This window comes from Xylanibacillus composti (genome assembly GCF_018403685.1).
Taxonomy (GTDB): domain Bacteria; phylum Bacillota; class Bacilli; order Paenibacillales; family K13; genus Xylanibacillus; species Xylanibacillus composti.
In genome coordinates this window covers 1-26,894 of sequence record NZ_BOVK01000076.1, presented here as the reverse complement: position 1 = coordinate 26,894, position 26,894 = coordinate 1, and the positions used below count along the sequence as shown (strand labels likewise).

Sequence of the window (26,894 nt, the reverse complement as noted above, 5' to 3'; positions counted from 1 at the left end):
TTATACGGACTCAACTAATCATGGGGGAGTATTGATGAGATTTTTTTTGATGCTGGGAGTAGCTTTTTTTCTACTCGCAGGTTGTACATTGGGTTCAAACGTTGCGAAAGTCGAGCACTTGCCGGACGTGACGGAGCAAGAATCCATCTATATTGGCATCATTGAAAGTATAGTGACCTCGTTTGAATTTGCCTACGCTGATTTTCAGAGCATTTCGTTCGACTGGCAGGTTCCATCTGCAGAAATATCCGTAGATGAGAAAGATACTCTCCAAAAGTACTTTAAGGCCAAACACGATTGTGAAATCATGTTTCAGTCCATGCAGCAAATTGTCTCAGGTGAGAAAGTCCTATTTTTGACTATTACGAATCGTGAAAGCAGAGGCCCTTATGAACTGTATTTCACAGGCTACTTAAATAAAACCGGCCGTTCGGGAGAATTCATTGGCATACAGGTGTTGCTGGGAAAGAAAAATGAGAACTGGCAAGTAATTGAAGCGGGGGGGACCTGGGTTAGTTGACGAGGCCGTTCATCTGCCGGCTGTTTTGACTCATTCGATGAAGGAGGATAAGCTGTGCAACGTTACAAAATGGTTACGCCTTTGCTGGTTTCCAGTACATCCGTCATTCCGATTACGGACCCGGATGGGAAGCAGGTTGGAACGATTCAGCGATACTTTCCCAACAAGGTTCAACGCTGGATGGATTGGGTGCTGACGAATACGTTCTTCGTACACGTCTGTGCGAGGGATGACCAACAGAACGTCCGCGTGAACATGATCAACCAATCGAACTCGTTCCGGGCATGGCTTCGCCAACAGTGGACGCTGATCATGATCTCGGACAGTGAGACCAAAGAGAGCGTCGCCGTGAGCAAAACCAAGATTCGGACAAATCCGAGGCTGCATTATGCAAATCTGCAAACGGAAATAGAGGTAAGGAAAGATTTTGCTAGCCGCACGACCAGCTTTGTCGAACGCTCATCCGGGACACTGCTCGCTGAGGTTTGTCTGGAAGGAGTTGCGCCAGACAAACATCGCAAGGCAGAAATCCGCATCTGGCAGGATCGGGTGAACGTATTAGAGGTGGCATGCATCTATTACGCATTCAGATTAGGCTCTTGAACAGGGCAGGGTCAATCGCTGTTAGGCCATCCGGCAAGTTTGTACGATTTTTCATAGAAATGCAGTCCAATATGGAGTAAATCAACTGCTTTTGTACGATTTATCGAACAAAACCAGATGCCTCCTTCTGACAGCTGTTGATGTTGTATGATTTTTCATACAAAAACTGCAACCCGATGCGTAATGCTAGCACTTTTGTACGGTTTTTCGCACAAGTTCGGCCTATTCTCGTTTCATTGACAGGCTCATGGATGACCGTTACAGATGCAATCAGCAAATCCGCGCATCCTTTCCGCTCCCCTCCGCTTCCGTCTCTGTCCTGGCATCTGCCGCTTTTCCAGCAGCCATCAGCAGGCAAGTAGTACGACATTTTTCAATAAAAAAACACGATTGACAGGCAAATGAGGATGGTGTACGTTTGATGGGAGTTAGTGTACCGGTTTCCAAACAAGCGGTCAGCCTCATCGCTATGCTTCAGATATGATGTGCAAGGAGCGGCGCGCGGGTGATGAACCGTTTTTTTCGGGGAATCGGGTGTATCGGTTTCCATGACACGCTGCCTGATGAATTGTCGATCAAGATGCATGCCTGGATGCTGCTCGTCCAATGCCGGGCGCAAAATGTAAACGCCTCCAAACGGGTGGGCGAGTTGTACGGCTGCTGCTCCTCTGAACGGGAATGCGTGGAGGAGGTGATCGGGCTTTTCTTGCAGGGCAGGTTCGGGAAGCTGCTTCTTCACAATGTGGTGACTGGAACACACAGGACAACAAAAGGAGAGGATCGAATGTCAACGGAAGAAAGACAACAGTTGCTGGAATTGTACAAGGATCTTCGCGTAACTGACGTGCGTGACGGAATGGACTGGGTGGGCATGCATGGATATGGCTCTGTTCATCACGAAATCCGTCCGCTGTTCCGTACCAGAGCGGTAGGGATTGCCCGAACAGCCCGCTACTTGCCTTATGAGGGGCCTGTGCCAAGAGTGACGGGAGACGAGTATACAGAATGGGTCAAATGGTACTACAAGGAAGTGTGCAACGATCCATGGGGCCAGGACATTGAAGAAGGCGATTTTATCTGCCTGGACGTGGCTGGTGTCGATGTGGGCTTGCTCGGCTCGAACAATACGCTGGACTTCAAGCTCAAGGGTGCAAGAGGATACTTGACCAACGGCGGCGGTATTCGCGACACAGACGAGGTGATCATGCAGGGCATTCCGGTGTGGTCGAAATTCATTTCCCAAGGGATGGACCAGGCGCGCATTCGCTACTATGAGAAGGATACTCCGATTGCAATCGGCGGCGTGGCGATTTATCCGGGAGATGTAGTCGTAGCCGATGGCGACGGGGTAGTTGTCGTGCCGCGCAAGCTGGCTTTTGAAGTGGCCCGCTATGCGCATCAGGAGCTTCGCGGCGACAAGGAAGGCAGAAAAAAGCTGTATGAAAAGCTGGGCTGGGAGCTCGACGATACGGTTAAGTAATCGGGGAGCGGCGAGCAGCTGGCATATTGGGAATGGGTATCCGGTGTATAGCTCGACCTGTTTTTTTGACCCGGCTGGCGCCAAAACGGTATAATGCCCTTAGCAGTAACAGGAAGGATGAAAGGGGATGACCAGTGATGGCGAAAGTTGAGGTTGGACAACCGGTTCCGGATTTCAAGCTCCCGGCATCGAACGGGAAGGAAGTCAGCCTGAGCGATTTCCGCGGCAAGAAGGTTGTGCTGTATTTCTATCCGAAGGACATGACGCCCGGCTGTACGACGGAATCTTGCGACTTCCGCGATTATAACGGCCAGTTTGCCGAGCGCAATGCAGAAGTCATCGGGATCAGCCCGGATGATGTGGCCTCGCACGAGAAGTTTATCGCGAAGCATGATCTGCCGTTCCTGCTGCTTGCGGATACGGAGCAGGCGGTGTGCCAGTTGTTCGATGTATGGAAGGAAAAGACGATGTTCGGCAAAACCTTCATGGGGGTGGAGCGCTCCACTTTCCTTATCGATGAGGAAGGCAAGCTGGAGAAGGAATGGCGCAAAGTGAAGGTAGACGGTCATGTGCAAGAGGTGTTGGCTGCCCTGTAGGCTTGCGGCGGCAGAGACATACATGAAGCCATATAAGCAAGAGGCTATGTTCCCGGCATGTGCGGAGGGACATAGCCTCTTTGCTATGGTTGGAGCTTAATCAGGCCTTAAATGAAAACAGTGCGGGAGATGATAACCAGCAGAATGAACAATACCAGGATGGTGCCAGTTGTCGTGTAGCCTACCCCTGCACCGACACCGCAACCTGCGCCAGCAGCGTAACCCATTCAAGCCCCTCCTTCCTCACTCGCAGGATACTACAATGTACGTAGACAGCACGAAGACGGTATGGACGAACCTCCTGCTGCAAGCGCCTGTTTGTCGTCCTGCCTGTGCATGTCGGCTTGCTGAAATCTAGCATTTTCCATATAGAACGCAATCCATCGCTTATGTGCGAAGACCCGCGTCTTCTATGCGAAAAAGCTTGTCATACTTGTCTATCTCCCCCCATATAATCTAGCAATTAGTTGAAAATTTAAGGTGGAGGCGTTATAGATGAGAGGTTGGCCGATGGCAAGAGTGGCAATGATTTTGTTGGCGGCAGTGCTGGTGGTCCCGTGGATGAGCGTAGCGGAAGATCGCGCGGCGGCAGAGCGGAACGCGGAAAGGGGACAAGTGTCTATCGCGGAGAAGGCAAGCGCGAATCCGAATGCGCAGGAGCTGGCGGATAACGGATTGCGCATTGCAGCTGCAAGCTTGTCTGTTGCGGAAGGCGCAAGTGAATCGCAGCGCAATTTCTCTTCGCCGGAGCCGGACAGCAGCATGCCGGAGGAAGAAAGCGGGGGAGACGCGGAGGCTGATAATTCGTGGGTGGAGCAGCCCGCTGTTCCGGCCATCGATCCGCATGAGCTGTACCGGCGACTGGCGGCAGGAGATCGAACGGGAGGCTTGGACAGCCAAAGCGGGCATGTCCGGGATGCTTATGCGACTCCGGAGGAACCGACCGTTTACTTGACCTTTGATGACGGTCCGAGCCGTTGGACGCCGGAGGTGCTGGATATTTTGCGCGAGCACGAAGTGCCGGCGACCTTCTTCGTGCTGGGCCAATCGGCGGAAGCCAATCCGGATATATTGCAGCGGATTGTGGATGAGGGCCATGCTATCGGCAACCACACTTATAACCATAAATATGAGGAGCTGTACTCGGGCTTTACAGGCTTCTGGGAGCAGGTGGAGCGTACAGACGAAGTCTTGACCCGTTTGACCGGGCAGCAGGTCAGATTGCTGCGGGCACCGGGCGGCACGCACACGAATTTTGATGCTTTCTACTTCTACTACTTGGAGCAGGCAGGCTATCATGTGCACGACTGGACGGTGGACGCGGGCGATTCGAAGCGGAGGGGCGTGCCCGCCGAGGAAATCATAGCGAATGTGAAGCGCGGAAAGCTGACTCACGAAGTGAATGTGCTGATGCACGACAGCGCCGGACACGGGGAGACGGTCAAAGCGCTTCCGGCGATCATCCGCCACTACAAGGAGCATGGCTACCGGTTCGCTGTGCTGACCGAAAGCGTGGAGCCGGCCAGCTTCCGAATCGGGCCGTTGAAGTGGCAGCGGGAGATGAGCGAGGAAGCGCATATGGCCGTTCTGGACTTGGTTCGGCAAGCTGATTCGCTGCGCCATCAGACTTGGGTCGCCCAAGCGGAATCCTCGTCAGCCCTGGAAGTCTTGGCAGGCGGACAACTGGAAGAGCTGGCCGCGCAAGGGTGGCTGCCCCTGCGGGACTGGGCAGCGGCGCAGGGGGCCGAGGTTCGCTGGGATGCGAAGGCGAAGATCGCCAGACTGCACGCCGGAAGCGAGCGTCTAGAGCTGCATACGGCAAGCGGGACTGCTGTCTGGGAGGAACGGGGCCTGAAGCGTGAGCCTGTGCAAGTGGCGTACCGAATTGAGCAAGACCGTCTTTACCTGAAGCGTACCGAGGCGGAGCGGCTATGGGCGATGAAAGAATCGCTGCCGCTCGCCTATCACACGGCAAGGCAGCCCAGATAAAAAATCGCCGGAGAAGTCTATTTCCTGCATCGATCGGCAATGCTAGATCCTAGAAGCTTGCGAGAATCGATGAACAGGAGGCGTAAGACCGATGAATCCGGTTGACCCTACTTTGTATATGGAAGAACCGCGTGTGCTCCTGGAACGGGCAGCGCGGCAGATGGAGAAGGCGGTGCTGGGCAAGTCTGGCGTCATTTCCCGCATGATGCTGGCACTTTTGGCGGGCGGGCATGTGCTGCTCGAGGATGTGCCGGGCGTAGGCAAGACGCTGCTCGCTCGTTCCTTCGCGCGCGCCTTTGACTTGTCCCACAGCCGCGTGCAGATGACGCCCGACCTGATGCCGGCGGACATTACAGGCTGCGCGGTCTATCATCCGAAGCGGGGCGAATTCGAATTTCGGCATGGTCCGCTGCAAGCGAACCTGGTGCTGGCCGATGAACTGAACCGCACGCCCCCTCGGACACAGGCCGCGCTGCTCGAGGCAATGGAAGAAGGCCAGGTGACGGCTGACGGCCAGACGTTCCGCCTGCCGTCGCCCTTCATGGTCATTGCCACGCAAAATCCGCTGGAGCACGAAGGGACGTACAGGCTGCCGGAGGCGCAGCTGGACCGCTTTATGCTGAAGCTTTCGCTTGGCTACCCGAATCGGACAGCGGAAGTGACCATGCTTGGTTCGGACAGGGAAGCGCCGCCGGAGCAGCGTATCAAGCCGCAGCTCAGCTGCGAGGAGCTTGCCGCGCTCAAGCGTCTGGTGGGCCGGGTTCACGTGGATGATCAGCTGAAGCTGTACGCGGTAGATCTGGCCAATGCCACCCGGCAGCACCCGGATGTGCGCCTCGGCGTCAGTCCGCGTGCTACATTGGCCTTGTACAAGGCTGTTCAAGCCTACGCTTATATGCAAGGACGCAACTATGCCATCCCCGACGATGTGAAGGCGCTTGTCCCGGACATTTGGCGGCACCGCCTTGTCCTGAATCCGGAAGCGGCTTACCGCTCCGGCCGCGCCGGCGCAGTGCTGGAGGAAGTATTGAACAAGGTGCCGGTCCCCGCGTATAGCCGGGCAGCCGGACATTAGGAGGCTGCCATGCGCGAGCAGCATAAAACAGGATGGGGCAAGTTGGCGATTTTGTTGTTTATGGTTGGGTTTACCGGCTCCGTCAGCCTGTGGCAGGGCGGGTTTGCCGCGTGGTTTTTGTTTATCGGCTCGGTCATGCTGCTGCTGCCGGCGCTTATCGCGCTGCTCGTTCCCTTCCGGCTCGAGGGCATGCGTCAGCCGGGGAAGAAAAGCGCAGGCATGGGGTCGGCAGTCGATGAGGAACAAGGGCGGCTTGTTGGCAGCGGGTCTTCGTATGGGGGGAAGCAAGAGGAAGCCGTCCCTCGATCCGGCTCCCGACAATCGGACCGGGTTCGGCAGGATGTTGCCGTTCATGCGGGGGAGGCTGTTCAGGTGCATTGGCGCCTTCGTATAGACAGTATGCTTCCCTTGCCTTGGCTGACGCTGTCCGAGACATGGCGCGACGGGCAAGGCAAGGTTGTCCATCAGGCTGGCAAAGTGGTGTTTCCCTGGTTCACCCGGTCGATCTCCTGGTCGTATTCGCTGCCCGAGTGGGATCGCGGCGTCTATGCTTCGCAGGGGGTGGAGGCGATGTCCGGGGATTTGCCGGGCATCGTGACACGCAAGCGCCTGGTTGCGGATGCCCTGCGCGTGGCCGTCTGGCCGCGTATTCATGCTGTCAGCCGCGGCGATCTGGGCAATCCGGCTGCGGATGCAGTGCGGAATATGGCGGCTGTTCCTGAGGAGGCCGATCTGTCAGCGGAAAGGCGTCCTTACCGGCCCGGCGATTCCTTGCGGCGAATCGATTGGCGGGCCAGTGCGCGCGCGTCTTCATGGCTCGTGCGGGAGCGGGAATGGACGAGGCCGATGCGGCTGTGGCTTCTGGTCGATACGCAGCAGACGGCTTATGAAGGCGCACGCGGCCAAGCGCAATTTGAAGCGGCCATGGGGATCACGGCCTCGCTGCTGCATACCTGGGACAGCAGAGTGCTGGAGGCTGTCCTGGCAGTCCGTAATGACGACCAGCCGTTGTTTGCCGCTGGAGGGGCAGCGCGTCCTGTTGCGATGGGACAGCTGGCAGAAGCTCTGCCGACGGGCAGACGGCCAATTCATCAACGGTTGACCCGGCTGCTCGAATGGATACGGCCGGATGATCGCGTCATCGTGATTACTGCACGGATGGACGAAGATGTGCGGCGATCCGCCAGCATGGTGAAGCAGGCAACAGGGCAGCTGCAAATCTGGCTTCCGTCATCGGAGACGATGCCGGCTGCAGCAAGCCGGGTTGAGGAAGCGGCAGGCTCTGCTGCGGAATTGGATGTGGTGCGCTGCTGGACCGTTCAGGCGAGCCGTCCTGTTGCGCGGGCGATTCCTCGCCGCGCTGCGGACGAAGCGGGAGGGATTGCCCGTGCCTGAACAGACGCGTTGGTCGGGAAGCAGTGTCGGCAATTGGCTGTGCGCTGCGCTGCTGCTTGTTCTATTTGCAGAATGGCTGCGGCCGCTCTACGCCATTCCCGAGCTGACCGAGATCTATCAGTTGGCGCCATTCGTGACTGCGATAGGCGGATTTTTGCTGCTGCATGTGCTGGGAGTTCCCCTGTTTGCGTCGATGGCCCTGCATGGCCTCATTATTGTTGGCGTGGTGGCTTATTTTTTTTATGGAATGTGGATATGGGAGCCCGCTTGGTGGGGCTCGTACCTGGCACTGCTGCACTTCGATATCCAGGCGATGGCGACCGGCCGTTGGGCAGCGTTAAGCGGGGAAAATCGGACTGTGCTGTTCCTTTTGGGATGGGGCATGATTTTGTATGCGGTATACACGATTATGGCAGTCAGGCGTCAGACGGCATGGTTTGCTATTGCCACATTGGCGTATTTGTTTTTGATGCAGGCTTGGGCCGGGATTGATACGACCTGGGGAATTGTTCGTGCGGCAGCGGCAGGCTTGCTGCTGCAAATCAATCTGACGGTCTCCCGCTCGATCCGCAAGCAAGCCGCGGCGGTTCTGGCTGATGCGGCTTCTCCGCGCATTGAACTGCCAGGCCGATGGTTGGCGGCGGCTTCTCTGGCGACATGCATGTGGCTGGCTGCTGTGCTGGTGCTCAGCCCGGACAAGCCCCATACGCTGACTGAGCTGCCGTTCCCGCATGCAGCCTTCGCCAGCAGTGTCGGTTCCTCTTCGCCCGAAGCCCGGACCGGGTACAAGGGGCGAAGCGACCTTCTCGGCTTGCCTGTGCGTCCTGATCCGTCTATAGCATTTACGGCGACGACCGAGCAGCCGACCTATTGGCGGGGCGATGTCAAGTATGTGTATACGGGCAGCGGATGGGGAGATCGGTCGGACCATCCGGAAGCCCCCGGCAGTGTGAATTTGGCTGTGATCGGGAACGACGGCGGCGATGATCAGCTGTCGGCGATGCAGAATGCCGACGCGCCTGCGGGCATGCAGGAGCAAGAGGTTTGGCTGCATGACCCCGGCTTGTACGGGGAATGGTTCAGCGGCGGGCCGATCATCCGCATCGACGAGACGACGGACGAGCATGGGGAAGCGGTTGACCGGGGGGCCAGGTTCGCGCATTACAAGATACGTTCCGTCGTGCCGCCCGGCCCCGGCCTTATTGGGACCAGTGCGGATACGGCACTGCCCGACAGCAGAATGCTCGTGGCGGAGGATGAGCGCCAGGCCGAGCGGCTGGAGAGGGAGAAGCAGCATGCGCTGCAATTGCCCCCGGACATGCCCGTTCGGGTCGGCGAATTGGCCGCTGCCATTGTCGGTGAAGAACGCGATCCTCTTCTGGCAGCCGCGCTTGTCCGCGATTACTTGCGCAAGGAATATGCGTATACGATGTCGGAAACAACACGTCCCGCGGAAGGCGCGGATTTCGTCGATCATTTCCTGTTCGTGCAGAGACAAGGATATTGCGATCACTTCTCTACGGCAATGACGGTCATGCTGCGCACGCTCGACATACCTGCTCGGTGGGTCAAGGGATATGCGCCAGGGGAGATAACCGGGGTGGAGGATGGAAAGCTGGAAATTACGGTGCGGCAGGCTGACGCGCATTCATGGGTCGAAGTGTGGGATGAGCAATGGGGCTGGGTTCCCTATGAGCCAACACCGTCCTACGCGGCAGAGCTTGCGCCTGAGCCTGTCGATGCGTTCGGCTTGTCTTCCGCACCGGCTTCCGCGCAAGTGCGTGTGTCCCAATCTGGAGAGGCGGCCTTCCCTACGCACCGCCATTTGATGATGGCAGCGGGCTATTGGTTTTTGCTTGCCGTTAACGCTGCCGGCCGCTGGAATTGGTGGCTGTTGTTCGGGTTGGCGGGCATAAGCGGGGCGGGGCTGGCCTTGCTCGCCAGGGGGGCATCGTGGGTGCGGCGAGCGAGTGAACGCCGCCAACAGGGAAGCGGCAGCCTGATGCCGGCAGACAGCCGGGAGGCGCTGCTGGAGCAGTGGCGTATCCTGGAACGCAGACATGGCGGCCGACTGCCAGCCGAAACGCTGCTGGAATTCAGCCTCCGTATCCCTGCGCCCTCCGAGCAGGAACGAAAGCGCTGGATGAAACTGGCCGAGCGGCTATACCGCCTCGCATACCAAGATAAAAGCCGATCGTCTGACTGATCGATTGGTTCCGGCTGCGTTCGGCAGTTGGGCAAGCAATGGTGCAGCTTCATTCGCGGCAACGGCTAACTTAATGGTAGACCTACTATTTATTATTGGTAGCAATGACATGTAATTGTTATGATTAAGACAGTGAAACGCCACTTTATTACCCGTTTACTATTCATTGTTACGCTGACTTCCACTCTTTTTAGTAAATGGGTAATAAAATGGTGCTCAGGGCGCGCTTTTCGAGAGAATTTGTGAAGCTCCTACTATAAATTTATGGTAGCAGTATATGAACGCACGCCCAGTGGAACGAATGACCGCGCCCACGCGCCCGTCCAGCCAAGCAGGCGGATCAAGGAACCGCAGCAGCCACGCGCCGTCCAGCTGAACAATCGGTTCAAGGAACCGCGGATCACTCCGCTGCAGACCATTCCACCGGCAGCCGGTTAAGGCTGCAGGGATCGCCTAGCACGGGTGGCATAGAAACAATAAAAAAACTGAAAATTGAAATTATTATCGCTTAGTACTATAATGAGTTACACACCCAGATTTCATAGATCTAATTTCCGTAAAGGGGGTATTGATAATGACGAAACCCCGCAAACGGCAGCTGCCCATTGCGGAACCGCCCATCCAAGGCTTTCTCCATCATGCCTACACGCTGACGATCGGGGCCCATTATCCCGAGTTTTATCCGTGGTTTTACAGCAACTACATTCAATTGCGATGCTACAGAGACATTCCGAATAACATGCACCACGATTATCTGAACTTTTACAACTACGATTTGGCCAAGGACCTCTTTCCATGGCTGACGGTTGAGAAGATTTCCAGAGAGGTCTTCGCGAAAGGCTTCGGCGATATCGCTTCCTTCATCTGCGAGTGCCTGGATTCAGACTATTACCTGTATCTGTTCTTGGACAAGTATTTTCTGCCTGAACGCGACGAATATCAGACGCGACACTTTATCCATGATCATTTCATTTACGGCTATGACCGGGACGAGCGGCTGTTTGATTTTATCGGCTTTGATACAAGAGGGTTGTTTCGCAGAAGCCCGATTGCATTCGAAGATCTTGATAGCGCTTTCAGACATGCCGATCCCCGGCACAGCTGGCAGTCATACCTGTTCATAATGAAGTACAATCCGAACTACAGATCAGCGCTGGATCTCCAGCTTGTGATTGATCTGCTGGATGATTACTTGCAGTCGCGCAACACCTCGGAACGGTTCCGGATGTACAAGCAGCCGATTGATGCCGCATTTGGGATGGATGTGTACAACTCCCTGCAGGAATATTTCGAGCTGTTGCAAGAAGGTAGGGTTCGCTCGGACGTGCGCGGCGTGCACATCGTGCACGAGCATAAAAAATGCATGCAGGCCCGCTTGCAGTACATGGAGCGCGAAGGCTTCCTGAACGCAGCGGACCAGCTGTCAGAGGCTTATGGCGAAGTGGTTGCTCAGGCTCATTCCATGAAGCTTTCGCTTATGAAATTCGCGAGAATGGAGAATAAGGATTGGATCAAGTCGGTCATGGAGCTCATTGATCAGATGAAGGCCGCGGAGAAGCTTGTCCTGGAACAGGTGCTGGACAAGCTGCAAGCGCGCGAAGCCAGACCAGTGTCAGTTCCAGCGGTTCCTTAGCGTAACGACGCCAAGCGTCCGCTTGGCCAAAATTTCCTTAAGCAGATCATCGGTGGGCTGGTGGAACGTTGCTGCCCGAACGTCACGGTGCAGTCTTTCCAGCAGTCCCCCCTGATTCAACGAAGCCATGCCTTCCACCTGCATCGCGAGACGGACAATTTCGTTCGCCGTGTTGGTGACATAGTACTTCGTAATGAGCGATTTCTGAAACAAGTCGTCTGTGAACTCGCCGCGCGCCCGCTCTTCGTCGGCTTGCCTCGCGAATCCGCGGAGTTGGTTGGATGCGACCTCAAGCTGAATTTTCATCTCTGCCAATGTAAATTGCGGGCCCGGCATAGTGGCCAGATTCGTCTGCGAATACAGATCCCGCTTGCGCTTCATGATGGAGATTGTGTGCTCTACAGCGGATTTGGCTATACCTTGATACACAGCGGAGATCGCCAGTCTTGACCAGTAGGACAGCTCATTCGTATCCTCGACCCCATATCCTTCACGGCCAATGAGACGATCGTCCGGAACGAACACATCGCTCATTTCCACATGATGGCTCATGGAGGCTTTCATCGCAGACAGGTTCCAGGCATTCTTGATTTCGACCCCGGGATCGTCCCGGGTGACCATCAGCGCAGTCATGCCCAGCTTGCTCTTGGTATTTTCCTGATAGCCATAGACAGGCAAGTATTTAAAGCGCTCACATCCGGAGACAAAATGCTTTCTGCCGTTGATGCGATAGCCGCCCTCCACCTTGTCGATCTTGACTTTCACCAGTTCGAAGCCGCTTGCCTTGTTGAATTGGGACATGACATTAGGCTGGTTGAAGGAAGAGATGAACTCGCCGTTCTCGTGAACATCCTGGAACAATTGGCGCAGCATGGGCGTTTCGGGCATCCGGCTCAAGCCTGCGAGCGTGTAGTAATGCATCGCCATGCAAAGCGCTGTCGACGGACAGCCTGCAGCCATTTCGACAAGCGTGTCGAAAATTCTCTCAAAACCGTAGTTCCGGCCGCCGAACTCTTCAGAAAGCGGCAAAGCATGCAAGTTTCTGCTGACGATGTCGTCAAAATTTTCATGCGGGAAGCGGAAGGCTGCATCCACTTCATTCGCACGACTAAAAAAAGCCTCCTTCAGCTCCTGTACATCCAAAACCTCGAGTTTTTCTCTGATTCCTGGCAAAGCGCTCATAAGTTTCCTCCCTTTACAATCAGAATACAATTTACAATAAGGGCTTGACGGTAGAAAGACAAGCGGGATATTATGAAGTATGAATTTTCAGAAATGCGAAATTTGTCAGCTTTCTTGGTTCATACTCCAATTTTGGATCATTGTAGCACAAAGAATTCGATAAAGTAAGTATTTTCTGAATTTTTTATCTCGCTTTCGTAAGCGGTTACTTACGACGCTTATGATATATTCCTATTCATCACTTTGCAGGAGAGGGGGGGAACTAGTGACCACACACGAGAAAATTGGTGAAATTATAGGGACTGTGTTGGAAATTGACGCCGATCGAATGTCGCAGGTTGCCGGAGACGATGCGTTGAACGACCTGGGGATGGACTCGTTGAACTGTGTCGATATTGTGTTGTCGATTGAGGAGGAATTCGACGTCATCTTCAATGACGAGGAGCTGTTGTTGGAAAATCTGAATACGATTAATAAACTTGCGGAAACCGTAGAGCAGAAGCTCGGTCTGCATTCCGTAACTTGAGGAGTTGAGCAAGGTGGCACTGATTGAAGTGGATAATTTGGTCAAGGAGTACCAGTTGAGTGTCAGGCACAAGGGCTTGCTGGGCTCTATTCGAAGCTTGTTGATACCCGAGTACACCAAGAAAGTGGCAGTGGACTCCATCAGTTTTTCGATCGAGAAAGGAGAGACGGTTGGTTTTATCGGCCCCAATGGTGCCGGCAAGTCCACGACGGTGAAAATGCTCACAGGCATTCTGACGCCGACGTCCGGCACGATTACTGTCGGCGGCTTGTCCCCTTACAAGGATCGCAAGAAAAACGCCTCCAGAATCGGGGTGGTCTTCGGTCAGCGCACACAGCTGTGGTGGGATCTGCCGGTCGCCGACACTTATGATTTGTTGAAATATATATATAAAATACCAGATAACGTTTTCAGGGAAAATATGGAACTTTTTACGGATATATTGGGTCTCCATGAGTTTCTGAAGCAGCCGGTTCGCCAGCTTAGTCTGGGCCAGAAGATGCGGGCTGATATCGCCGCAGCGCTGCTGCACAACCCGGAAATCATCTTCTTCGATGAGCCGACAATCGGATTGGACGTAGTGGCGAAGGAGCAGATTCGCGAATTTGTCCGCACTGTCAATCGGGAACGGGGCACGACGATGCTGTTCACAACCCATGATATGTCCGATATCGAGAAGACGTGCAAACGGATGATCATCATCGATCACGGCAAGAAAATTTACGACGGCACCGTTGAGGAAATCAAGGAGAAGTACGGAAAAAGCCGTGTGCTCCGAGTCGAATTCAGTGAATATATCCCGAATGTCCAGCTGCCTGGCGCCGAGTTGATCAAGGAAGAAGGCAATAAGAAGTGGTTTGAATTCCAGAAGGATCAAACCCAGGTTTCCCGCCTGATCAACACACTTTCGCAAAAGTACGGCATTGTCGACATTACCGTGCAAGAGCCGGAAATCGAGGGTGTTATCCGCGAAATTTATCAGGGAGGGATACACCTCGATGAGACTTTATCTGGAGTTAGCTAAGAAGTCGTTCCAGAATCACATCGTCTATCGCGTTGATTACGTAGCCAGCTTGATCAATGCGATCGTGTTGATCTTCGTAAATATCGCGATCTGGCGTGCGATTAATGAAGAGGAGGGCGCGCTTGCCGGACTGCAGCTGAACATCCTGATCACGTATATCGTCATTTCGTTCTTGATGCAGACGGTCTATCAGATGGACGAGTATTATATCGAGGGCAAGGTGCGGTCAGGCTTGATTTCCACCGATTTGCTGAAGCCGATCTACTTCCGCTTGTACGTATTCTCCTATCATATGGGATCCATGCTGTTCAAACTCGTCATGCAGTTTATTCCGGCGATGCTGCTGTCGATTTTCCTGTTCCGCCTGCTGCCGCCATTCTCTACGCAGATGCTCTTGTATTTTATACTCAGCGCGATGCTCGGATATCTGGTGCTGTACCATATTAACTTCATCGTATGGATCAGCTCGTTCTGGTTTTACTGGACCTTCAGTCTCGTGACGATCAAGGACGCTGCGGTCATGATCCTGTCCGGGGCGCTGATCCCGATCTGGTTTATGCCGACTTGGCTCATTGATTTTATCGAGATGACCCCATTCAACGCCATCTTCTACACGCCGATTTTGATTTATCTTGGGATGATGCCGGAAGATGAAATCTTTATGAGCATCCTGAAGCAAGTCATCTGGATACTCGTTCTGTTCAGCATCGGGCATATCTTGTGGAAGAGAGCGGCGAAGAAATTGGTCGTACAGGGAGGGTAACCGTGAGAAACTCGGGATTTTTTGAAATGATGAACTTGCTCTATCAATATTCCAAGCTCAGCCTGAAGGTGACACTGGAATTCAAGCTGGACCGTTCCATGATTACGCTTGCCATCTTCTGCCGGGAGATGATTGCGGTTGTAGTCATGCTGCTGATCTTGGCCCGATTCCTGCACATCCGCGGCTGGGACATGAATCAGCTGTTTTTCCTGTACAGCTTCCTGTTCTTGTCTTATAGTTTGTTTGTTTTTATTTTTGCCGGGGTGCGGGATTTCGACCAGCTGGTGCACAGCGGTGAATTTGACCGTTATTTGACGAGACCGCGGGGACTGCTGTTTCAGGTGATCGCGTCGAAGATCGACTTGCCTGCAACGCTTGGCCATGGTGTGGTCGGCTTGCTGCTATTCATGAATACCGCCTTCTCCGTCGGCATTATATGGAATGCGTCGAATATATTATTTTACATTTCCGTTATTGTCGGCGGCGCTGTTATTCAAGCATCCATCTTTATGCTGACGGCAGTCATGAGCTTCTGGGCGATTCGGATCGAGAATGTCCGCAATCTGATCTTCTTCAACGCGCGGCGAATTGCGGGATATCCGATCAGTTTCTATCCTTCGCTGATTCAAAAAATGCTAATTTTCATTGTGCCGTTTTCGTTCGTCAATTATTTTCCGACACAGTATTTCATACGCAGGGAAGATATGGAGCTGTTCTGGGACGGATTTATGTATATGACGCCGGTGGTCGGCGTGCTGATGTTCGTGGTTGTCAGTCTTTTCTGGCGAATCGGCGTTCGAAGCTATTCGAGCTCCGGCAACGCCATGTATTGATGCAGGGAGATAGAAGAGGATTTTTTATGAAGAAGGGATCTTTGAAAAATGAAAAAATATACAAATCTGATCGTGATCGGCGTCGTCTTGATTGCGGGCTTGAGTTACTTTGCCATACGCGCAATCAATTTTCAGGACTTGCTCGTCACCGTAGGCTACTACGATAAAAAAGTGACAATATTGAACACGGCCGATATCCACGGGCATTTGCGCTACAACAACGTCAACGGGGAGTACGTGACGCTGGGCGAGACGTATCTGGAGATGGGCTTGGCGTTGATGAAGGGCCTGATCGATGAAGAACGGGAGCGCAATCCGAATACGCTTCTGCTGGACAGCGGCGATGCGTTCCACGGGACGCCGGAAGCCGCGGTCGGACAAGGCGCAGGTTTGGTCGAAGCGATGAATCTGATGGGGTACGACGCGATGGTTCCCGGCAACCATGAGTACAACTGGGACTGGAATCGCGCGAAGGAGATTGAAGAAGAGATCAATTTCCCGATGATCAGCGCGAATATTTTCAAGGACGGGGAGCCTGCCTATCAAGGACATCTGGTGTTCGAGGTTGACGGGTTGAAGATCGGCGTGTTCGGTTTGACGACAAAGCAATTTCTGCAAAACATGCAGGTGTACGACACAACAGGCATTACGTATGAGGACCCGGTCAAGCATGCGAAGGAGCAGATTGCGCTGCTTCAAGAGCAAAATGTAGATGCCATCATCTTCCTTTCGCATCTGGGCGATGACATGGACAAGGAGCTGGTGCTGGAGCATGGCGTGGAGGGCATCGACTTCATCCTGTCCGGTCATGGGCATGCGCTCTACGAGAAGGTAGAGAAAATTAACGATACGTTCATCGCGGAAGCAGGCAGCTACACGACACATCTTGGGGTAGCCGACATGTACTTCCGCAACGGCAAAGTAGACAAGGTTGTCTGGTCGATCAGGCAATCGGCTGACACCAGCAAGGAGGACCCGGAAATCCGTGCGATTGCGGAAAGATACCATGCGCTGGCACTGGAGGAAGGAAAGCGCATAGTGGGCACATCGCCTGAGGTGCTGGACGGTCTGCGATGGAATGTGCGCACGAAAGAGACAAATTTCGCCAATCTGATCACGGATGCAATGAGAGAGGTCGGCGAGGCGGATATTACGCTGTTCAACGGCGGCGGCATCCGGGAGAGTATCGATCAGGGAGAGATCGATCTGTACAGCATTTCGAGCGCCCTTCCGTTCGTCAATACTTTGGTGACGGTGGAGCTCAAGGGGGAAGTGTTGTACGAGGCGATTGAGCACGGTTTGAAGACGTGGCCATACGGCGCGAGCAACGGCGGATTCCCGCAGGTGTCGGGCATTAGCTACAAGATCGACGGCTCCAAGCCGGCGGGCAAGCGTCTTGTCAGCATCACGAAGGACGGGCAGCCGCTCGACAGGGAGCGTACCTACAAGGTGGCGATTACGGACTATCTGCTTTCCGGCGGTGACGGCTATGACATGCTGAAGGATGCGAAGGTGCTGTACCGGGGCGAGCTGTTGAGCGATATGCTGGCCAAGTATATTGAATCGAAGGAAGTCGTCAATCCGCAGATTGAGGGCAGAATCGAAGTAGTGAATCAACGGTATGCAGACAATTAAGGACAGTTTCTGTCCTACCTATGAACAAAGGGAGAGTGTGAAACAATGACGACTTTAACCAAATACGAGAATATTACTCTGGAGCAGGAACTGGTTCTGCAGCTGTCGCAATTCCGTACAGCAGACAAGGAACGTGTCGAAGAAATACTTGGCCAAAAGCTGGATCTAGCTGAAATTTTGGGACATCTGACCTACAACCGGACAGCGGGCATCGCTTATCACACGCTTCGTGCGATCAATGCGCCGTTTTTCAATCGTGAATTCGAGATGGTGCTGTTCCTGGTGCATCAGGTACAGGAGCTGCGCACGAAGTCGCACAATCAATATATTACGCAAATTGCGAAAGCGATGAAGGAGAGCGGCATTCCGCATGCCTTCCTTAAGGGATCGATTCTGGCTCACTCGATCTATCCGGCAGGCTGCCGCATCTCGAGCGATATCGATATTCTGCTCAATGGAGACGATCTGACGGCTTGCAGCAATGTATTCAAGGAGCTCGGCTTTATTCAAGGCTTCCACGATGAGAATCAAAATATTGTCGTGCCTGCTACGCGAAGAGAGCTGATCAACTATCGGATGAACTATGGCGAGGTCGTGCCGTTCCGGAAGGTGGTTGACGATCCGGGCATTAATCTGATTGAGATCGACATCAACTTCTCGCTGGACTGGCTGCCGCACGGTACGGAGCAAGCGGTTAGCAACTTCATTGCGCAATCGGAGGATTACACCTTCGACAACGGACAAAAGGTCAGTGCGCTGCCCAAGGAATATTTCCTCGCCCATCTGTGCGTCCATTTGTTCAAGGAAGCGCAGGTCATTACATGGGTGGAATGGCAAAGAGACATGGGCTTGTACAAATTCGTCGATATTTACGGCTTTTTGACCGATCCGAACTTGAGCATCAACTGGGAAAAGTTTGTTCAAATCTTGACCGAGAACGATATTGTGGAAGATTGCTATTATGCGCTTGAATATACGCGCACGTTCTTCCCTGTCCTCAATGAGAATCAAGGATTCGTCGACATGATGGCACGGATTAAGCCTGCCAACACCGATTATTTGGAGCAGGTTATCGATGGCGGCAACCCTGATGTGAAGTACAAGTGGAAGAAGGATCTGTTGACGCGCTTCTTCGACTTGAAACGGATCGATCTGCTGGAGAAGATGTAGATTGGACGACGTGGATTCGCGGCAGCAAGCGCCAGTAGGAGGTAGGTGAACGGATGAGTGCGACACACGAAGTAGAGGAGATCAAGGCGTTTTTGCGAGATGCTGTAGTCAGGCTGGTCGAGGAACCGGATGCGCTTGGCGACTGGAAGGATGACACGAAGCTTGACGATCATTACAATTCGATCATCATGGTCAACCTGATGGTGGAAATCGAAGACCGGTTCGGGATCGTGTATGAGCCTCACGAGATTACAGTAGATTACTTCAGCACGATTGAGGTCATGACAGACTTTATCTTGCAGAAGCTTAGTGCGAGCGAAGCTTCATAATAAGGAGGCGGATGAATTGAGGTTGGAAGTGGACTGTCCTGTCACCCACGCCGAAGTCAAGAAGACCCTGCAGTATCAGCTGCGCTTTTATTTTCCGGAAATTACGAGTGTCACCTTCCAGGACAACCAGCGCGTTGTCCTGGAATCCGAGACACCGTTGCCGGAGCAGAAGGTAAAAGCTTCGATAGAGAAAAGTCTGCGGAAATTTGCCAGAATCAACGAACGGATACAGAGCAAGGTGCTGTTCGATTCCGACAGCGACCAAGCGCAGGCTTATACAGAGCAGCATGCGCCGGAGACGCTTCAAGCATCCTTCCTGGAATCGGTAGATAGCTTGCTTCAACAGCTGCAGGCAGGCACCGGACGCATGGGTGAGCCGATGTTCGGCGAGCAGACATACAAGGTCAGACCCGGCTTGAACGTATATGCCAACGAAACTGCTGTGGTTCTGGACGCACTGGATCGCTTCTTTATGACGGTGCTGCAAAAGGCGTTTCATGCGGAAGAGATGAAGCCGCCTTCCATGATCTCTTCTTCTGTTGTAGATCGTGCGGGCTATTTCAAGACGGGCTGCCAGCATATCAGCTTCGTCTCGCCGATCAGCAATGATCCGGAGGTGTTCGACGAGTTCCTGCCTTTCTGGAGCGATGCATCGGACGAGAACGGCATCTGCCATGACGAGCGGCTGCGGCAGTATACGAAGGTGCCGAAGGATATCTTGACGCCGGCTATTTGCTTGCACAGCTATCCGCTGTTCGAGAATCGCAAGATCGAAAGCGGCGAGATGGTGACGCTGTCCATGTCGGGTTCAGTATTCCGCGACGAGTCCGGCAATCTGAACAACGAGGAGCGGCTGAACGAATTCAAGATGCGGGAAGGCATCTTCTTCGGAGCGCGCGACAAGCTGATCGGCATTCATCCGGGTCTGGTCGCCCTGTTCGTAATGTGCGGGCATGCCTTCGGCTTCCGCTATAAGATTGAGACGGCGAACGATATTTTCTTCGACGAGAATGCGATGCAGCAGTTGCTTAGCCAGCTCGTGTCGGACAACAAGATTGAACTGTCCGTATACAGTGAAGAGAAGCAGAAGTATATTGCGATTGCTTCGCTGAACAAGCATCATCAGCATTTCTCGAAAAACTTCAATATTAACGATACAAACGACCAACCGGTCGATACGATGTGTATTGCGTTCGGCCTGAGCCGGTTTGTGTACTTGATGATGGAGCGTGTGAAGCGGGAAGGGCTGCATGCGTTCACGCAATCCCTGCTGGCGAAGCGCAAGGAAATCGACAGTTGGAACGGGGTGAAGGAATGGAAGCCAGTCGCACAGCTCGAAGGATAGTCGAGAATGTGCCCCGCTATTACGAGCCCTATGTCAATGATTGCTTTCTGAATGCTTATGGTTCGGTCCTGGCGCATATGGGGCATAATCCGGAAATCATATTGGCCGATTACCTGTCCTTCATGTTTGAGGAGGACACCGGCTATATCGGCGCTACTTACTATTATAAGCATTATGCTTCCGTAGAGTTTACGGAGGAAGAGTTGAACACATCGTTGGAGCTTGTGTATTTTCCGGCGACGAGCGTATATGATCCGGCTGGACCTGCAGCGGGGAAAGGGGCAGCTGACGGCATTACGATCCGCTGGTATATTCATGACGATTACGAGGTGGCTGCTGAGCGGACCAAGGAGCTGATTGACGCGGGCAAGCCGGTCATCGCCTTTGTCGATATGCATGAGATGAATTATCATCCGTATTATCAGAAGGATCATCAGCTGCACGCGATTCTGATTACGGGCTATGATGAGGAGCAGCGCAAGTACGACCTGTTCGACAAGTACAAGATGGGCAATTGCGACTTTGACGGTCAGCTCTCGTATGACGATATTCGCAAAGGACGAACGGCAGAAATCCCGATCGTCAATCCAATCGTCGGCGAAATCAAGCGTCCGGTGCGCAACCTGTGGGTTGAAGTGGACGCAAGCGAAGGCTTTGCGCTGACGGAGGACAAGCTGAAGTCGATATTGCGCAAGAGCCGGGAGACGATGCTGGGCGAGCGCACGATCTTGGGTCATGCTTGCGGTCTTGCCAGAATCGACGCCTTGCGCCAGTCGCTGATCAGCAAGAAGGGGCAGGAGCTCGATGAGAAGACGGTCTTCATGCTCGGCAACTATTACCTGCAAAATTTCAAGGGCATCAGCCGAAGCCGCCTGCGCTTCAAGGCTTTCCTGGAACAAATTGCGGACAAGCTCCCATCGGAGCCTGTACAGGCAATGATCGGCGATCTGGAGGAGTCGGCCAAGCAGTGGCAGGTATCCTCTACGCTGGCGCTGAAGCTGGCCCGGTCCAAGCGGGAATCGATCCTGGACGATCTGAACCGGCAGCTTCAGCTTATCGTGGAGACGGAAGGACGGGTTGTGGAGCAGATGGCCCGTGTGATCTAAAAGACTGCAGCGGCGAACGCGCCAGCTCTGCTGAAAAGCGGAAGCGAGCGCGTTCGTTCGCGCTTTTGGCCGAGCAGCGCTAACGATGGAGTGATGTATACGAATCGTCAGCTATTGGGCAGCCATTCAGGCGAGAAAGCGAATGAGCTACTGGGTTGTTCACGCTTCATGTAGAATAAGAGGCAGAAGGAGTACGGAAATAGAAGGGAGCTTGCCGCAATGAAGTTCAAGGAGACTGTCACGTCGGAGGAAGCGCTTCGGGAGATCGTCGATTATCCGCGGGAGGTTGTGCTTCGCAAGGAAATCCACAGGCTGGACGAGCATTGCAAGCAGTTCATCAGCCAATCGCCATTTCTGATGATAGCTACTTCCGATGCAGACGGCTTGTGCGATGTGTCGCCCAGAGGGGATACGCCGGGATTTGTCAAAGTGCTGGATGATTGGCATCTGGTCATTCCCGAACGGCCTGGCAATCGCCGGGTCGATTCCATGCGCAACATCTTGTCCAATCCGCATGTGGGCCTGATCTTTGTCATTCCCGGTCTGAAGGAGACGCTGCGGGTGAATGGACAGGCTTGCATCACCAAGGACCCTGAGCTTCTGCAGCACATGGTGGTCAAGGGCAATGTCCCCGCTTTGGCCATCGGGGTTCGCGTGGAGCAATGCTTTCTGCATTGCGCCAAAGCCTTTATCCGCTCTGGCTTGTGGGAGCCGGAAACGTGGCCAAGCGAGGATGAGCGTCCGGTCCCTGCCGAAATCCTCGCGGCGCATGCGAACATGCCGGACATGACAGAGAAGGAAGCAGAGTCGTTGCTCCATGAAAGCTATACCCAAAGGCTTTATTAGTTTACTGAACGACATTTGGTACAAGCGTTCCTCTCTCATTGGGAATGATAAATCTTGACCAGCCAAAACCCGGTTATATATAATGAGTTCTATTATATGGAGCAGGCTGGTGAGCGAAGCGAGCAAGCCGCTCGGAAAACTAGGAGGAAGCGGAACCGATATGGACAAACCGAACGAAATCATTGTCGTTCTCGATTTTGGAGGGCAGTATAACCAGTTGATTGCCCGCCGCATTCGCGATTTGGGCGTGTACAGCGAGCTCCTGCCGTACAATACGCCAGTGGAGAAGCTGAGAGCGCTGCAGCCAAAGGGGATTGTATTCTCCGGTGGACCGGCCAGCGTATATGGGGAAGGAGCGCCTCAGGTCGATCCGGCTGTGTACGAGTTAGGCGTGCCGATCCTGGGAATCTGTTATGGCATGCAGCTGATGGCGCATCAGCTCGCCGGGAAGGTTGAACGGGCCAAGCAGCGCGAATACGGCAAGGCGCTTGTCGATTTTGTGGCGGAAAGTCCATTGGTAAAAGGGCTGGAAGCGCAGCAGCAGGTGTGGATGAGCCACGGGGACTTGGTTATTGAATTGCCGGAAGGATTTGTGATCGATGCGAGCACGGCGCATGCGCCGGTGGCGGCTATGCGCCATCCGGAGAAGAACTGGTTCGCTGTCCAATTCCATCCGGAAGTGCGCCATTCTGTCTATGGCAACGACATGATTCGCAACTTCCTGTTTGAAGTGTGCGGCTGCGCAGGCAACTGGAGCATGGAATCGTTCATCGAAGATACGATTCGCGACATTCGCGCGCAGGTGGGCGACCGCAAGGTGTTGTGCGCGTTGAGCGGCGGGGTCGATTCCTCGGTGGTGGCGATCCTGATTCACAAGGCGATCGGCGATCAGTTGACCTGTATGTTCATCGATCATGGCCTGCTGCGGAAGGGCGAGGCCGAGAGCGTAATGGAGACGTTCGTAGGCAAATTCGATATGAAGGTAGTCAAGATTGATGCGAAGGAACGGTTTATGTCCAAGCTGTCCGGCGTTTCCGACCCTGAGCAGAAACGGAAAATCATCGGCAACGAATTCATTCGGGTATTTGAAGAGGAGTCGGCAGCGCTGGGTGAATTCGATTTCCTGGCACAGGGCACGCTGTATACGGATATTGTTGAAAGCGGAACGGATACCGCGCATACGATCAAATCGCATCACAATGTCGGCGGCCTGCCGGAGGATATGCGCTTTGAGCTGGTCGAACCGCTGAAGGCGCTGTTCAAGGATGAGGTGCGCAAGGTTGGCGCGGAATGCGGCCTGCCGGATGTCATCGTGCACCGCCAGCCATTCCCGGGACCGGGGCTCGCGATCCGTGTGTTGGGCGAAGTGACGGAGGACAAGCTCGAAATCGTACGCGAATCCGATGCCATCCTGCGCGAAGAAATCGCAAAGGCCGGACTGGACCGCGAAATCTGGCAGTACTTCACCGCGCTTCCGGACATGAAGAGTGTCGGCGTCATGGGCGACGCTCGCACCTATGCCTACACGGTCGGCATTCGCGCCGTAACCTCAATCGACGGCATGACTGCCGATTGGGCGCGCATCCCATGGGACGTGCTGGAGAAGATTTCGGTGCGCATCGTCAATGAGGTTGAGAACTGCAACCGGGTCGTGTACGACATCACCTCGAAGCCGCCGGCCACGATTGAGTGGGAGTAGCCGTACGGACGCCTGTTGGCATTCGGATAGAGCGGGAATACGGCATGCAGAATTGAAGCGTCAACCGGAAGAAGAAGATGAACATCACATTGCACGGGCTGGCCTTGTGGGTCGGCCTGTTTTTTTATGAGCATCTGTCCGTGCAGGATTCCATAAAGCTGGCAGGCTGGCTCATCTGATCTTAGTGGATGGTGGAAATGGTACTAGTACTATAAATGAATGGTAGTGATTTCATTAAAATGGTGCACAATGGCCGCTCTCGTGGCGATTTATTACCCTTTTACCATAAAGAGTGGAAGTGAGGGTAATAGATAATAGTATTTTCTTCATTAATGGGCAGTTTCGTGTGGTAATCGTGCGGATTTTATGAATTGACTACCACAAAAGAATGGTAGAGGTATCATTATTGATCGAGGCGCTGCACTGCAGTAAGCCAATTGGCGTGCGCATATGAACGGCAGCGTGGGAAGATCGCGCTCTGGGTATAGATGAACGGCAGCATGGGATGGTCGCGCTCGGGGGCAGACGAACGGTAACATGGAAGGAGCTACCTGTAAAGCACAGCATGAACTAGACCGTGGAGCCAATTAGCGTGCGCATATGAACAATACCAGGCAGACGGAGCGCCAAGCATACAAGGTCTATGACGGTAACGCATCAACACGTATCGCCTAAGCCGGAGGGGAACTAAAAAACAATCAATAATTGGAACAAATGGTTTTTGACCAATAGTTAAACACAGTAAAACGCTTTCAAAACTCCAATACCCGAACGTTAACTCGGATCAAACCGGAATAATGTTCGGAATTTCTATTGACAAAACTCGACAGTCCTAGTTACAATGTGGAGGAATGACAAGTACATATGCTTTTCGTATAATCTCAAGAATTGGCTTGAGAGTCTCTACGAGATCACCGTAAATGATCTGGCTACGAAAATGAAGACCTCGCTCTTGCGTGCAGGCAATGACGCATTCCGACCGGCAGAACTAACGCCCCGGAGGCGGTTGAGAGAGCTGCTGCTTGCAAATAAGAGATCTGACGATGCGGCTCCCTGGTCGGCGCAGCTAGCGCAAGCACTTGGAGAACAGCTTCACATGATCGGCATTTGCAAATTTGCGTGATTGTGTGCGCGTTGGATGCATAGGATCTTCCTTTTGTACGAAGCCTAGAATGAGAGATATTCTAGGTTTTTGTCGTTCTTATTGGTTTTACAGGCACTATTCTTTTATGTTGAGGAGGATGGCAGTTGGAAAATCAGAAGAACGTAAGTGCAAATGAAACAGGTATCGCCAGGTATTTCGAATTTGCCAAGTATGGTACAACGTATCGCAAGGAGTTTGTCGCAGGTCTGACCACTTTCCTCGCGATGGCGTACATATTGGCGGTCAACCCAGGCATGCTGTCAGATCAGACAGGTCTGGAGTTTGGCGAAGTCTTCACTGCTACCGCGGTTGCGGCAATCATCGGTACTTTGGTGATGGGGATTGTAGCCAAATTCCCGATTGCGCTGGCACCGGGGATGGGCTTGAATGCATTTTTCGCTTACACAGTTGTATCGGATTTTGGGATGGGTATTCCTTGGCAGGATGCATTAGCAGGTGTGTTTATCTCCGGCTTGATCTTTCTTGTTCTGTCTTTTACGGGAATCCGGGAAACGATCATTAATGCGATTCCGCAAGGTTTGAAATACGCAGTTGCTGCGGGGATCGGGTTGTTTATTGCTTTCATTGGTCTTAAGAACGCAGGCATCGTGGTAGCGGATCCGGGCACAACGGTGGCGCTTGGTTCTTTCCATGACGGCGGCGTGTTGTTGGCCTTGTTCGGCATTGTCGTCACAGCGTTGTTGATGGCGCGCAGAATTAATGGCGGTATCTTTTACGGGATCGTCATTACGGCAATCGTCGGCATGATCTTCGGCGTAGTGGATACGCCGAGCGCGATTGTGAGCGCGCCTCCGAGCCCGACAGCATTCGGCGCCCTCTTCGATCCGCTGTTCAGTATCGAGTTCTGGACGGGGAACATGTGGATTGTCATCCTGACCTTCCTGTTCGTCGATTTCTTCGATACAGCGGGTACGCTGGTCGGCGTGGCCAACCAGGCCGGTCTGATGAAGGATAATAAGCTGCCTCGCGCGGGTCGCGCATTGGCATCGGACTCCGTTGCCACCATGGCTGGCGCAGTAATGGGTACTTCGACCACAACTTCCTATATTGAATCCTCCGCTGGTGTGGCGGCGGGCGGCAGAACGGGATTTGCTGCAGTGGTTACCGCAGGTTTCTTCGCATTAGCCTTGTTCTTCTCGCCGGTGCTGGCTGTGATCAGTGGCACCGTAACAGCGGCAGCACTTGTTATGGTAGGTGTGCTCATGGCCTCCTCGCTTGGAAAGATCGAGTGGGAGAAGATAGACGAAGCGATTCCGGCATTCATAACCGTACTGGCCATGCCGCTTACGTACAGTATTGCGACAGGGATTGCGATGGGCTTCATCCTCTACCCGTTGACGAAGTTGGTGAAGGGTGAAGGCGGCAAAGTCCACTGGACCATGTATGTGTTGTTTGTAGTCTTCCTGCTGTACTTTATCTGGTTGCGGGAAGCGTAAGCGCCTCAGGCCGGCATCAGGCCGGCTGGTGAAAAAATGGTACCAAGCTCGTGGTTTCAGCAGATGGCTGGAATGGCGGGCTTTTTCTATTAGTAGGGAGAGCGTGGATTGCCTGTGTGGGTAAGCAGGAGGACGTTCTACTACTGCCGTTCTGGCTCTGAATGGTGGGAATAACGGGAAAAAATGCTCTAAAGTTGTCACGATCCATGGTTCTAAGTAGATTAGCGGAAATTCTTGGTCTTATATGCTTCGTTGCTCTAATGAAATGCGTGTTGATGCTTGAATAAGTCCCTTTTATTCCTCTATAGATATAGACTTGGGTAGTGTCAATAAGTTTG

At 53.5% G+C, this 26,894-nt stretch carries 23 protein-coding genes and 1 riboswitch; of the genes, 21 read left to right on the top strand and 2 right to left on the bottom strand.

Annotation, left to right across the window (positions count from 1 at the left end; translation table 11 throughout):
• From XYCOK13_RS20345 to bcp, 4 genes are all read left to right on the top strand, one after another.
• Positions 1 to 520, top strand: a 520-nt coding sequence (locus XYCOK13_RS20345; RefSeq protein ID WP_213414082.1) for a hypothetical protein, incomplete at its 5' end; no start/stop codon positions are given.
• Between the two features lie 54 nt (positions 521 to 574).
• The gene (locus tag XYCOK13_RS20340; protein WP_213414081.1) at positions 575 to 1,123 is read left to right on the top strand and encodes a tubby C-terminal domain-like protein; all 549 of its coding nucleotides are present in this window, start codon (positions 575 to 577) and stop codon (positions 1,121 to 1,123) included.
• A 508-nt stretch (positions 1,124 to 1,631) separates the two neighbouring features.
• The gene (locus XYCOK13_RS20335; protein WP_244865292.1) at positions 1,632 to 2,603 is read left to right on the top strand and encodes an RraA family protein; all 972 of its coding nucleotides are present in this window, start codon (positions 1,632 to 1,634) and stop codon (positions 2,601 to 2,603) included.
• Between the two features lie 137 nt (positions 2,604 to 2,740).
• Positions 2,741 to 3,199 (top strand): thioredoxin-dependent thiol peroxidase, encoded by a 459-nt coding sequence (bcp, locus tag XYCOK13_RS20330; protein WP_213414080.1) that lies wholly within the window; start codon positions 2,741 to 2,743, stop codon positions 3,197 to 3,199.
• Between the two features lie 107 nt (positions 3,200 to 3,306).
• Here the strand turns inward: bcp and XYCOK13_RS20325 are convergent, their stop codons facing one another.
• Positions 3,307 to 3,426, bottom strand: a complete 120-nt coding sequence (locus XYCOK13_RS20325; protein WP_213414079.1) for a YjcZ family sporulation protein — start codon at positions 3,424 to 3,426, stop codon at positions 3,307 to 3,309.
• Between the two features lie 268 nt (positions 3,427 to 3,694).
• Between XYCOK13_RS20325 and XYCOK13_RS20320 the strand changes: the two genes are divergently transcribed.
• The 5 genes from XYCOK13_RS20320 (at position 3,695) to XYCOK13_RS20300 (ending at position 11,497) form a co-directional block, all read left to right on the top strand.
• Entirely contained in the window at positions 3,695 to 5,188 is a 1,494-nt protein-coding gene (locus tag XYCOK13_RS20320) for a polysaccharide deacetylase family protein (protein ID WP_244865291.1), read from the top strand.
• Positions 5,189 to 5,279: 91 nt separating this feature from the next.
• Positions 5,280 to 6,263: an AAA family ATPase gene (locus XYCOK13_RS20315; protein ID WP_244865290.1), complete on the top strand. Its 984-nt coding sequence runs from the start codon at positions 5,280 to 5,282 to the stop codon at positions 6,261 to 6,263.
• A 9-nt stretch (positions 6,264 to 6,272) separates the two neighbouring features.
• Positions 6,273 to 7,658 carry a DUF58 domain-containing protein gene (locus XYCOK13_RS20310; protein WP_213414078.1) on the top strand — a complete coding sequence of 462 codons (1,386 nt, stop codon included), beginning with the start codon at positions 6,273 to 6,275 and terminating at the stop codon, positions 7,656 to 7,658.
• Positions 7,651 to 9,864, top strand: a complete 2,214-nt coding sequence (locus XYCOK13_RS20305) for a transglutaminase TgpA family protein (protein ID WP_213414077.1) — start codon at positions 7,651 to 7,653, stop codon at positions 9,862 to 9,864. Before XYCOK13_RS20310 ends, XYCOK13_RS20305 begins: the two co-directional genes overlap by 8 nt.
• A gap of 574 nt (positions 9,865 to 10,438) precedes the next feature.
• Positions 10,439 to 11,497, top strand: a complete 1,059-nt coding sequence (locus tag XYCOK13_RS20300) for a hypothetical protein (RefSeq protein ID WP_213414076.1) — start codon at positions 10,439 to 10,441, stop codon at positions 11,495 to 11,497.
• On the opposite strand, the gene XYCOK13_RS20295 is transcribed toward XYCOK13_RS20300, so the two are convergent.
• The gene (locus tag XYCOK13_RS20295) at positions 11,477 to 12,679 is read right to left on the bottom strand and encodes an acyl-CoA dehydrogenase family protein (RefSeq protein WP_213414075.1); all 1,203 of its coding nucleotides are present in this window, start codon (positions 12,677 to 12,679) and stop codon (positions 11,477 to 11,479) included. The genes XYCOK13_RS20300 and XYCOK13_RS20295 overlap by 21 nt on opposite strands.
• 265 nt (positions 12,680 to 12,944) lie before the next feature.
• On the opposite strand from XYCOK13_RS20295, the gene XYCOK13_RS20290 reads away from it, so the two are divergent.
• The 12 genes from XYCOK13_RS20290 to XYCOK13_RS20235 all read left to right on the top strand — a co-directional run bounded on the left by XYCOK13_RS20290 (position 12,945) and on the right by XYCOK13_RS20235 (position 26,556).
• Positions 12,945 to 13,205: an acyl carrier protein gene (locus XYCOK13_RS20290; protein WP_213414074.1), complete on the top strand. Its 261-nt coding sequence runs from the start codon at positions 12,945 to 12,947 to the stop codon at positions 13,203 to 13,205.
• A 13-nt stretch (positions 13,206 to 13,218) separates the two neighbouring features.
• Complete coding sequence (locus XYCOK13_RS20285; RefSeq protein WP_213414073.1) at positions 13,219 to 14,229, top strand: ABC transporter ATP-binding protein; 1,011 nt, start codon at positions 13,219 to 13,221, stop codon at positions 14,227 to 14,229.
• Positions 14,204 to 14,992, top strand: coding sequence for an ABC transporter permease (locus XYCOK13_RS20280; RefSeq protein WP_213414072.1), 789 nt, complete (start codon positions 14,204 to 14,206; stop codon positions 14,990 to 14,992). The genes XYCOK13_RS20285 and XYCOK13_RS20280 overlap by 26 nt, the downstream gene beginning before the upstream one ends.
• A 2-nt stretch (positions 14,993 to 14,994) precedes the next feature.
• A complete protein-coding gene (locus XYCOK13_RS20275) occupies positions 14,995 to 15,825 on the top strand; it encodes an ABC transporter permease (protein ID WP_213414071.1) in 831 nt (276 codons plus the stop codon).
• A 48-nt stretch (positions 15,826 to 15,873) separates the two neighbouring features.
• Entirely contained in the window at positions 15,874 to 17,460 is a 1,587-nt protein-coding gene (locus XYCOK13_RS20270) for a bifunctional metallophosphatase/5'-nucleotidase (protein WP_213414070.1), read from the top strand.
• A gap of 45 nt (positions 17,461 to 17,505) precedes the next feature.
• Positions 17,506 to 18,630, top strand: a complete 1,125-nt coding sequence (locus tag XYCOK13_RS20265; protein ID WP_213414069.1) for a nucleotidyltransferase family protein — start codon at positions 17,506 to 17,508, stop codon at positions 18,628 to 18,630.
• A gap of 53 nt (positions 18,631 to 18,683) precedes the next feature.
• Complete coding sequence (locus XYCOK13_RS20260; RefSeq protein ID WP_213414068.1) at positions 18,684 to 18,959, top strand: hypothetical protein; 276 nt, start codon at positions 18,684 to 18,686, stop codon at positions 18,957 to 18,959.
• 16 nt (positions 18,960 to 18,975) lie between these two features.
• A complete protein-coding gene (locus XYCOK13_RS20255) occupies positions 18,976 to 20,304 on the top strand; it encodes an aminoacyl--tRNA ligase-related protein (protein ID WP_213414067.1) in 1,329 nt (442 codons plus the stop codon).
• Positions 20,274 to 21,410, top strand: a complete 1,137-nt coding sequence (locus XYCOK13_RS20250) for a BtrH N-terminal domain-containing protein (protein ID WP_213414066.1) — start codon at positions 20,274 to 20,276, stop codon at positions 21,408 to 21,410. The genes XYCOK13_RS20255 and XYCOK13_RS20250 overlap by 31 nt, the downstream gene beginning before the upstream one ends.
• A 219-nt stretch (positions 21,411 to 21,629) precedes the next feature.
• The gene (locus XYCOK13_RS20245; RefSeq protein ID WP_213414065.1) at positions 21,630 to 22,256 is read left to right on the top strand and encodes a pyridoxamine 5'-phosphate oxidase family protein; all 627 of its coding nucleotides are present in this window, start codon (positions 21,630 to 21,632) and stop codon (positions 22,254 to 22,256) included.
• Positions 22,257 to 22,416: 160 nt separating this feature from the next.
• A complete protein-coding gene (gene guaA / locus XYCOK13_RS20240) occupies positions 22,417 to 23,955 on the top strand; it encodes a glutamine-hydrolyzing GMP synthase (RefSeq protein WP_213414064.1) in 1,539 nt (512 codons plus the stop codon).
• Positions 23,956 to 24,806: 851 nt separating this feature from the next.
• A riboswitch (purine riboswitch) is annotated at positions 24,807 to 24,907 on the top strand.
• 335 nt (positions 24,908 to 25,242) lie between these two features.
• Entirely contained in the window at positions 25,243 to 26,556 is a 1,314-nt protein-coding gene (locus tag XYCOK13_RS20235; protein ID WP_213414083.1) for an NCS2 family permease, read from the top strand.
• Positions 26,557 to 26,894 lie beyond the last annotated feature (338 nt).

What these genes read in the sequence shown, in the direction of transcription:
- XYCOK13_RS20250 (WP_213414066.1), top strand. Translation starts at nt 20,274, where the DNA reads ATGGAAGCCAGTCGCACAGCTCGAAGGATAGTCGAGAATGTGCCCCGC.
- XYCOK13_RS20320 (WP_244865291.1), top strand. Translation starts at nt 3,695, where the DNA reads ATGAGAGGTTGGCCGATGGCAAGAGTGGCAATGATTTTGTTGGCGGCA.
- XYCOK13_RS20300 (WP_213414076.1), top strand. Translation starts at nt 10,439, where the DNA reads ATGACGAAACCCCGCAAACGGCAGCTGCCCATTGCGGAACCGCCCATC.
- XYCOK13_RS20335 (WP_244865292.1), top strand. Translation starts at nt 1,632, where the DNA reads ATGAACCGTTTTTTTCGGGGAATCGGGTGTATCGGTTTCCATGACACG.
- bcp (WP_213414080.1), top strand. Translation starts at nt 2,741, where the DNA reads ATGGCGAAAGTTGAGGTTGGACAACCGGTTCCGGATTTCAAGCTCCCG.
- XYCOK13_RS20260 (WP_213414068.1), top strand. Translation starts at nt 18,684, where the DNA reads ATGAGTGCGACACACGAAGTAGAGGAGATCAAGGCGTTTTTGCGAGAT.
- XYCOK13_RS20325 (WP_213414079.1), bottom strand. Translation starts at nt 3,426, where the DNA reads ATGGGTTACGCTGCTGGCGCAGGTTGCGGTGTCGGTGCAGGGGTAGGC.
- XYCOK13_RS20265 (WP_213414069.1), top strand. Translation starts at nt 17,506, where the DNA reads ATGACGACTTTAACCAAATACGAGAATATTACTCTGGAGCAGGAACTG.
- XYCOK13_RS20270 (WP_213414070.1), top strand. Translation starts at nt 15,874, where the DNA reads ATGAAAAAATATACAAATCTGATCGTGATCGGCGTCGTCTTGATTGCG.
- XYCOK13_RS20295 (WP_213414075.1), bottom strand. Translation starts at nt 12,679, where the DNA reads ATGAGCGCTTTGCCAGGAATCAGAGAAAAACTCGAGGTTTTGGATGTA.
- XYCOK13_RS20315 (WP_244865290.1), top strand. Translation starts at nt 5,280, where the DNA reads ATGAATCCGGTTGACCCTACTTTGTATATGGAAGAACCGCGTGTGCTC.
- XYCOK13_RS20280 (WP_213414072.1), top strand. Translation starts at nt 14,204, where the DNA reads ATGAGACTTTATCTGGAGTTAGCTAAGAAGTCGTTCCAGAATCACATC.
- XYCOK13_RS20245 (WP_213414065.1), top strand. Translation starts at nt 21,630, where the DNA reads ATGAAGTTCAAGGAGACTGTCACGTCGGAGGAAGCGCTTCGGGAGATC.
- guaA (WP_213414064.1), top strand. Translation starts at nt 22,417, where the DNA reads ATGGACAAACCGAACGAAATCATTGTCGTTCTCGATTTTGGAGGGCAG.
- XYCOK13_RS20310 (WP_213414078.1), top strand. Translation starts at nt 6,273, where the DNA reads ATGCGCGAGCAGCATAAAACAGGATGGGGCAAGTTGGCGATTTTGTTG.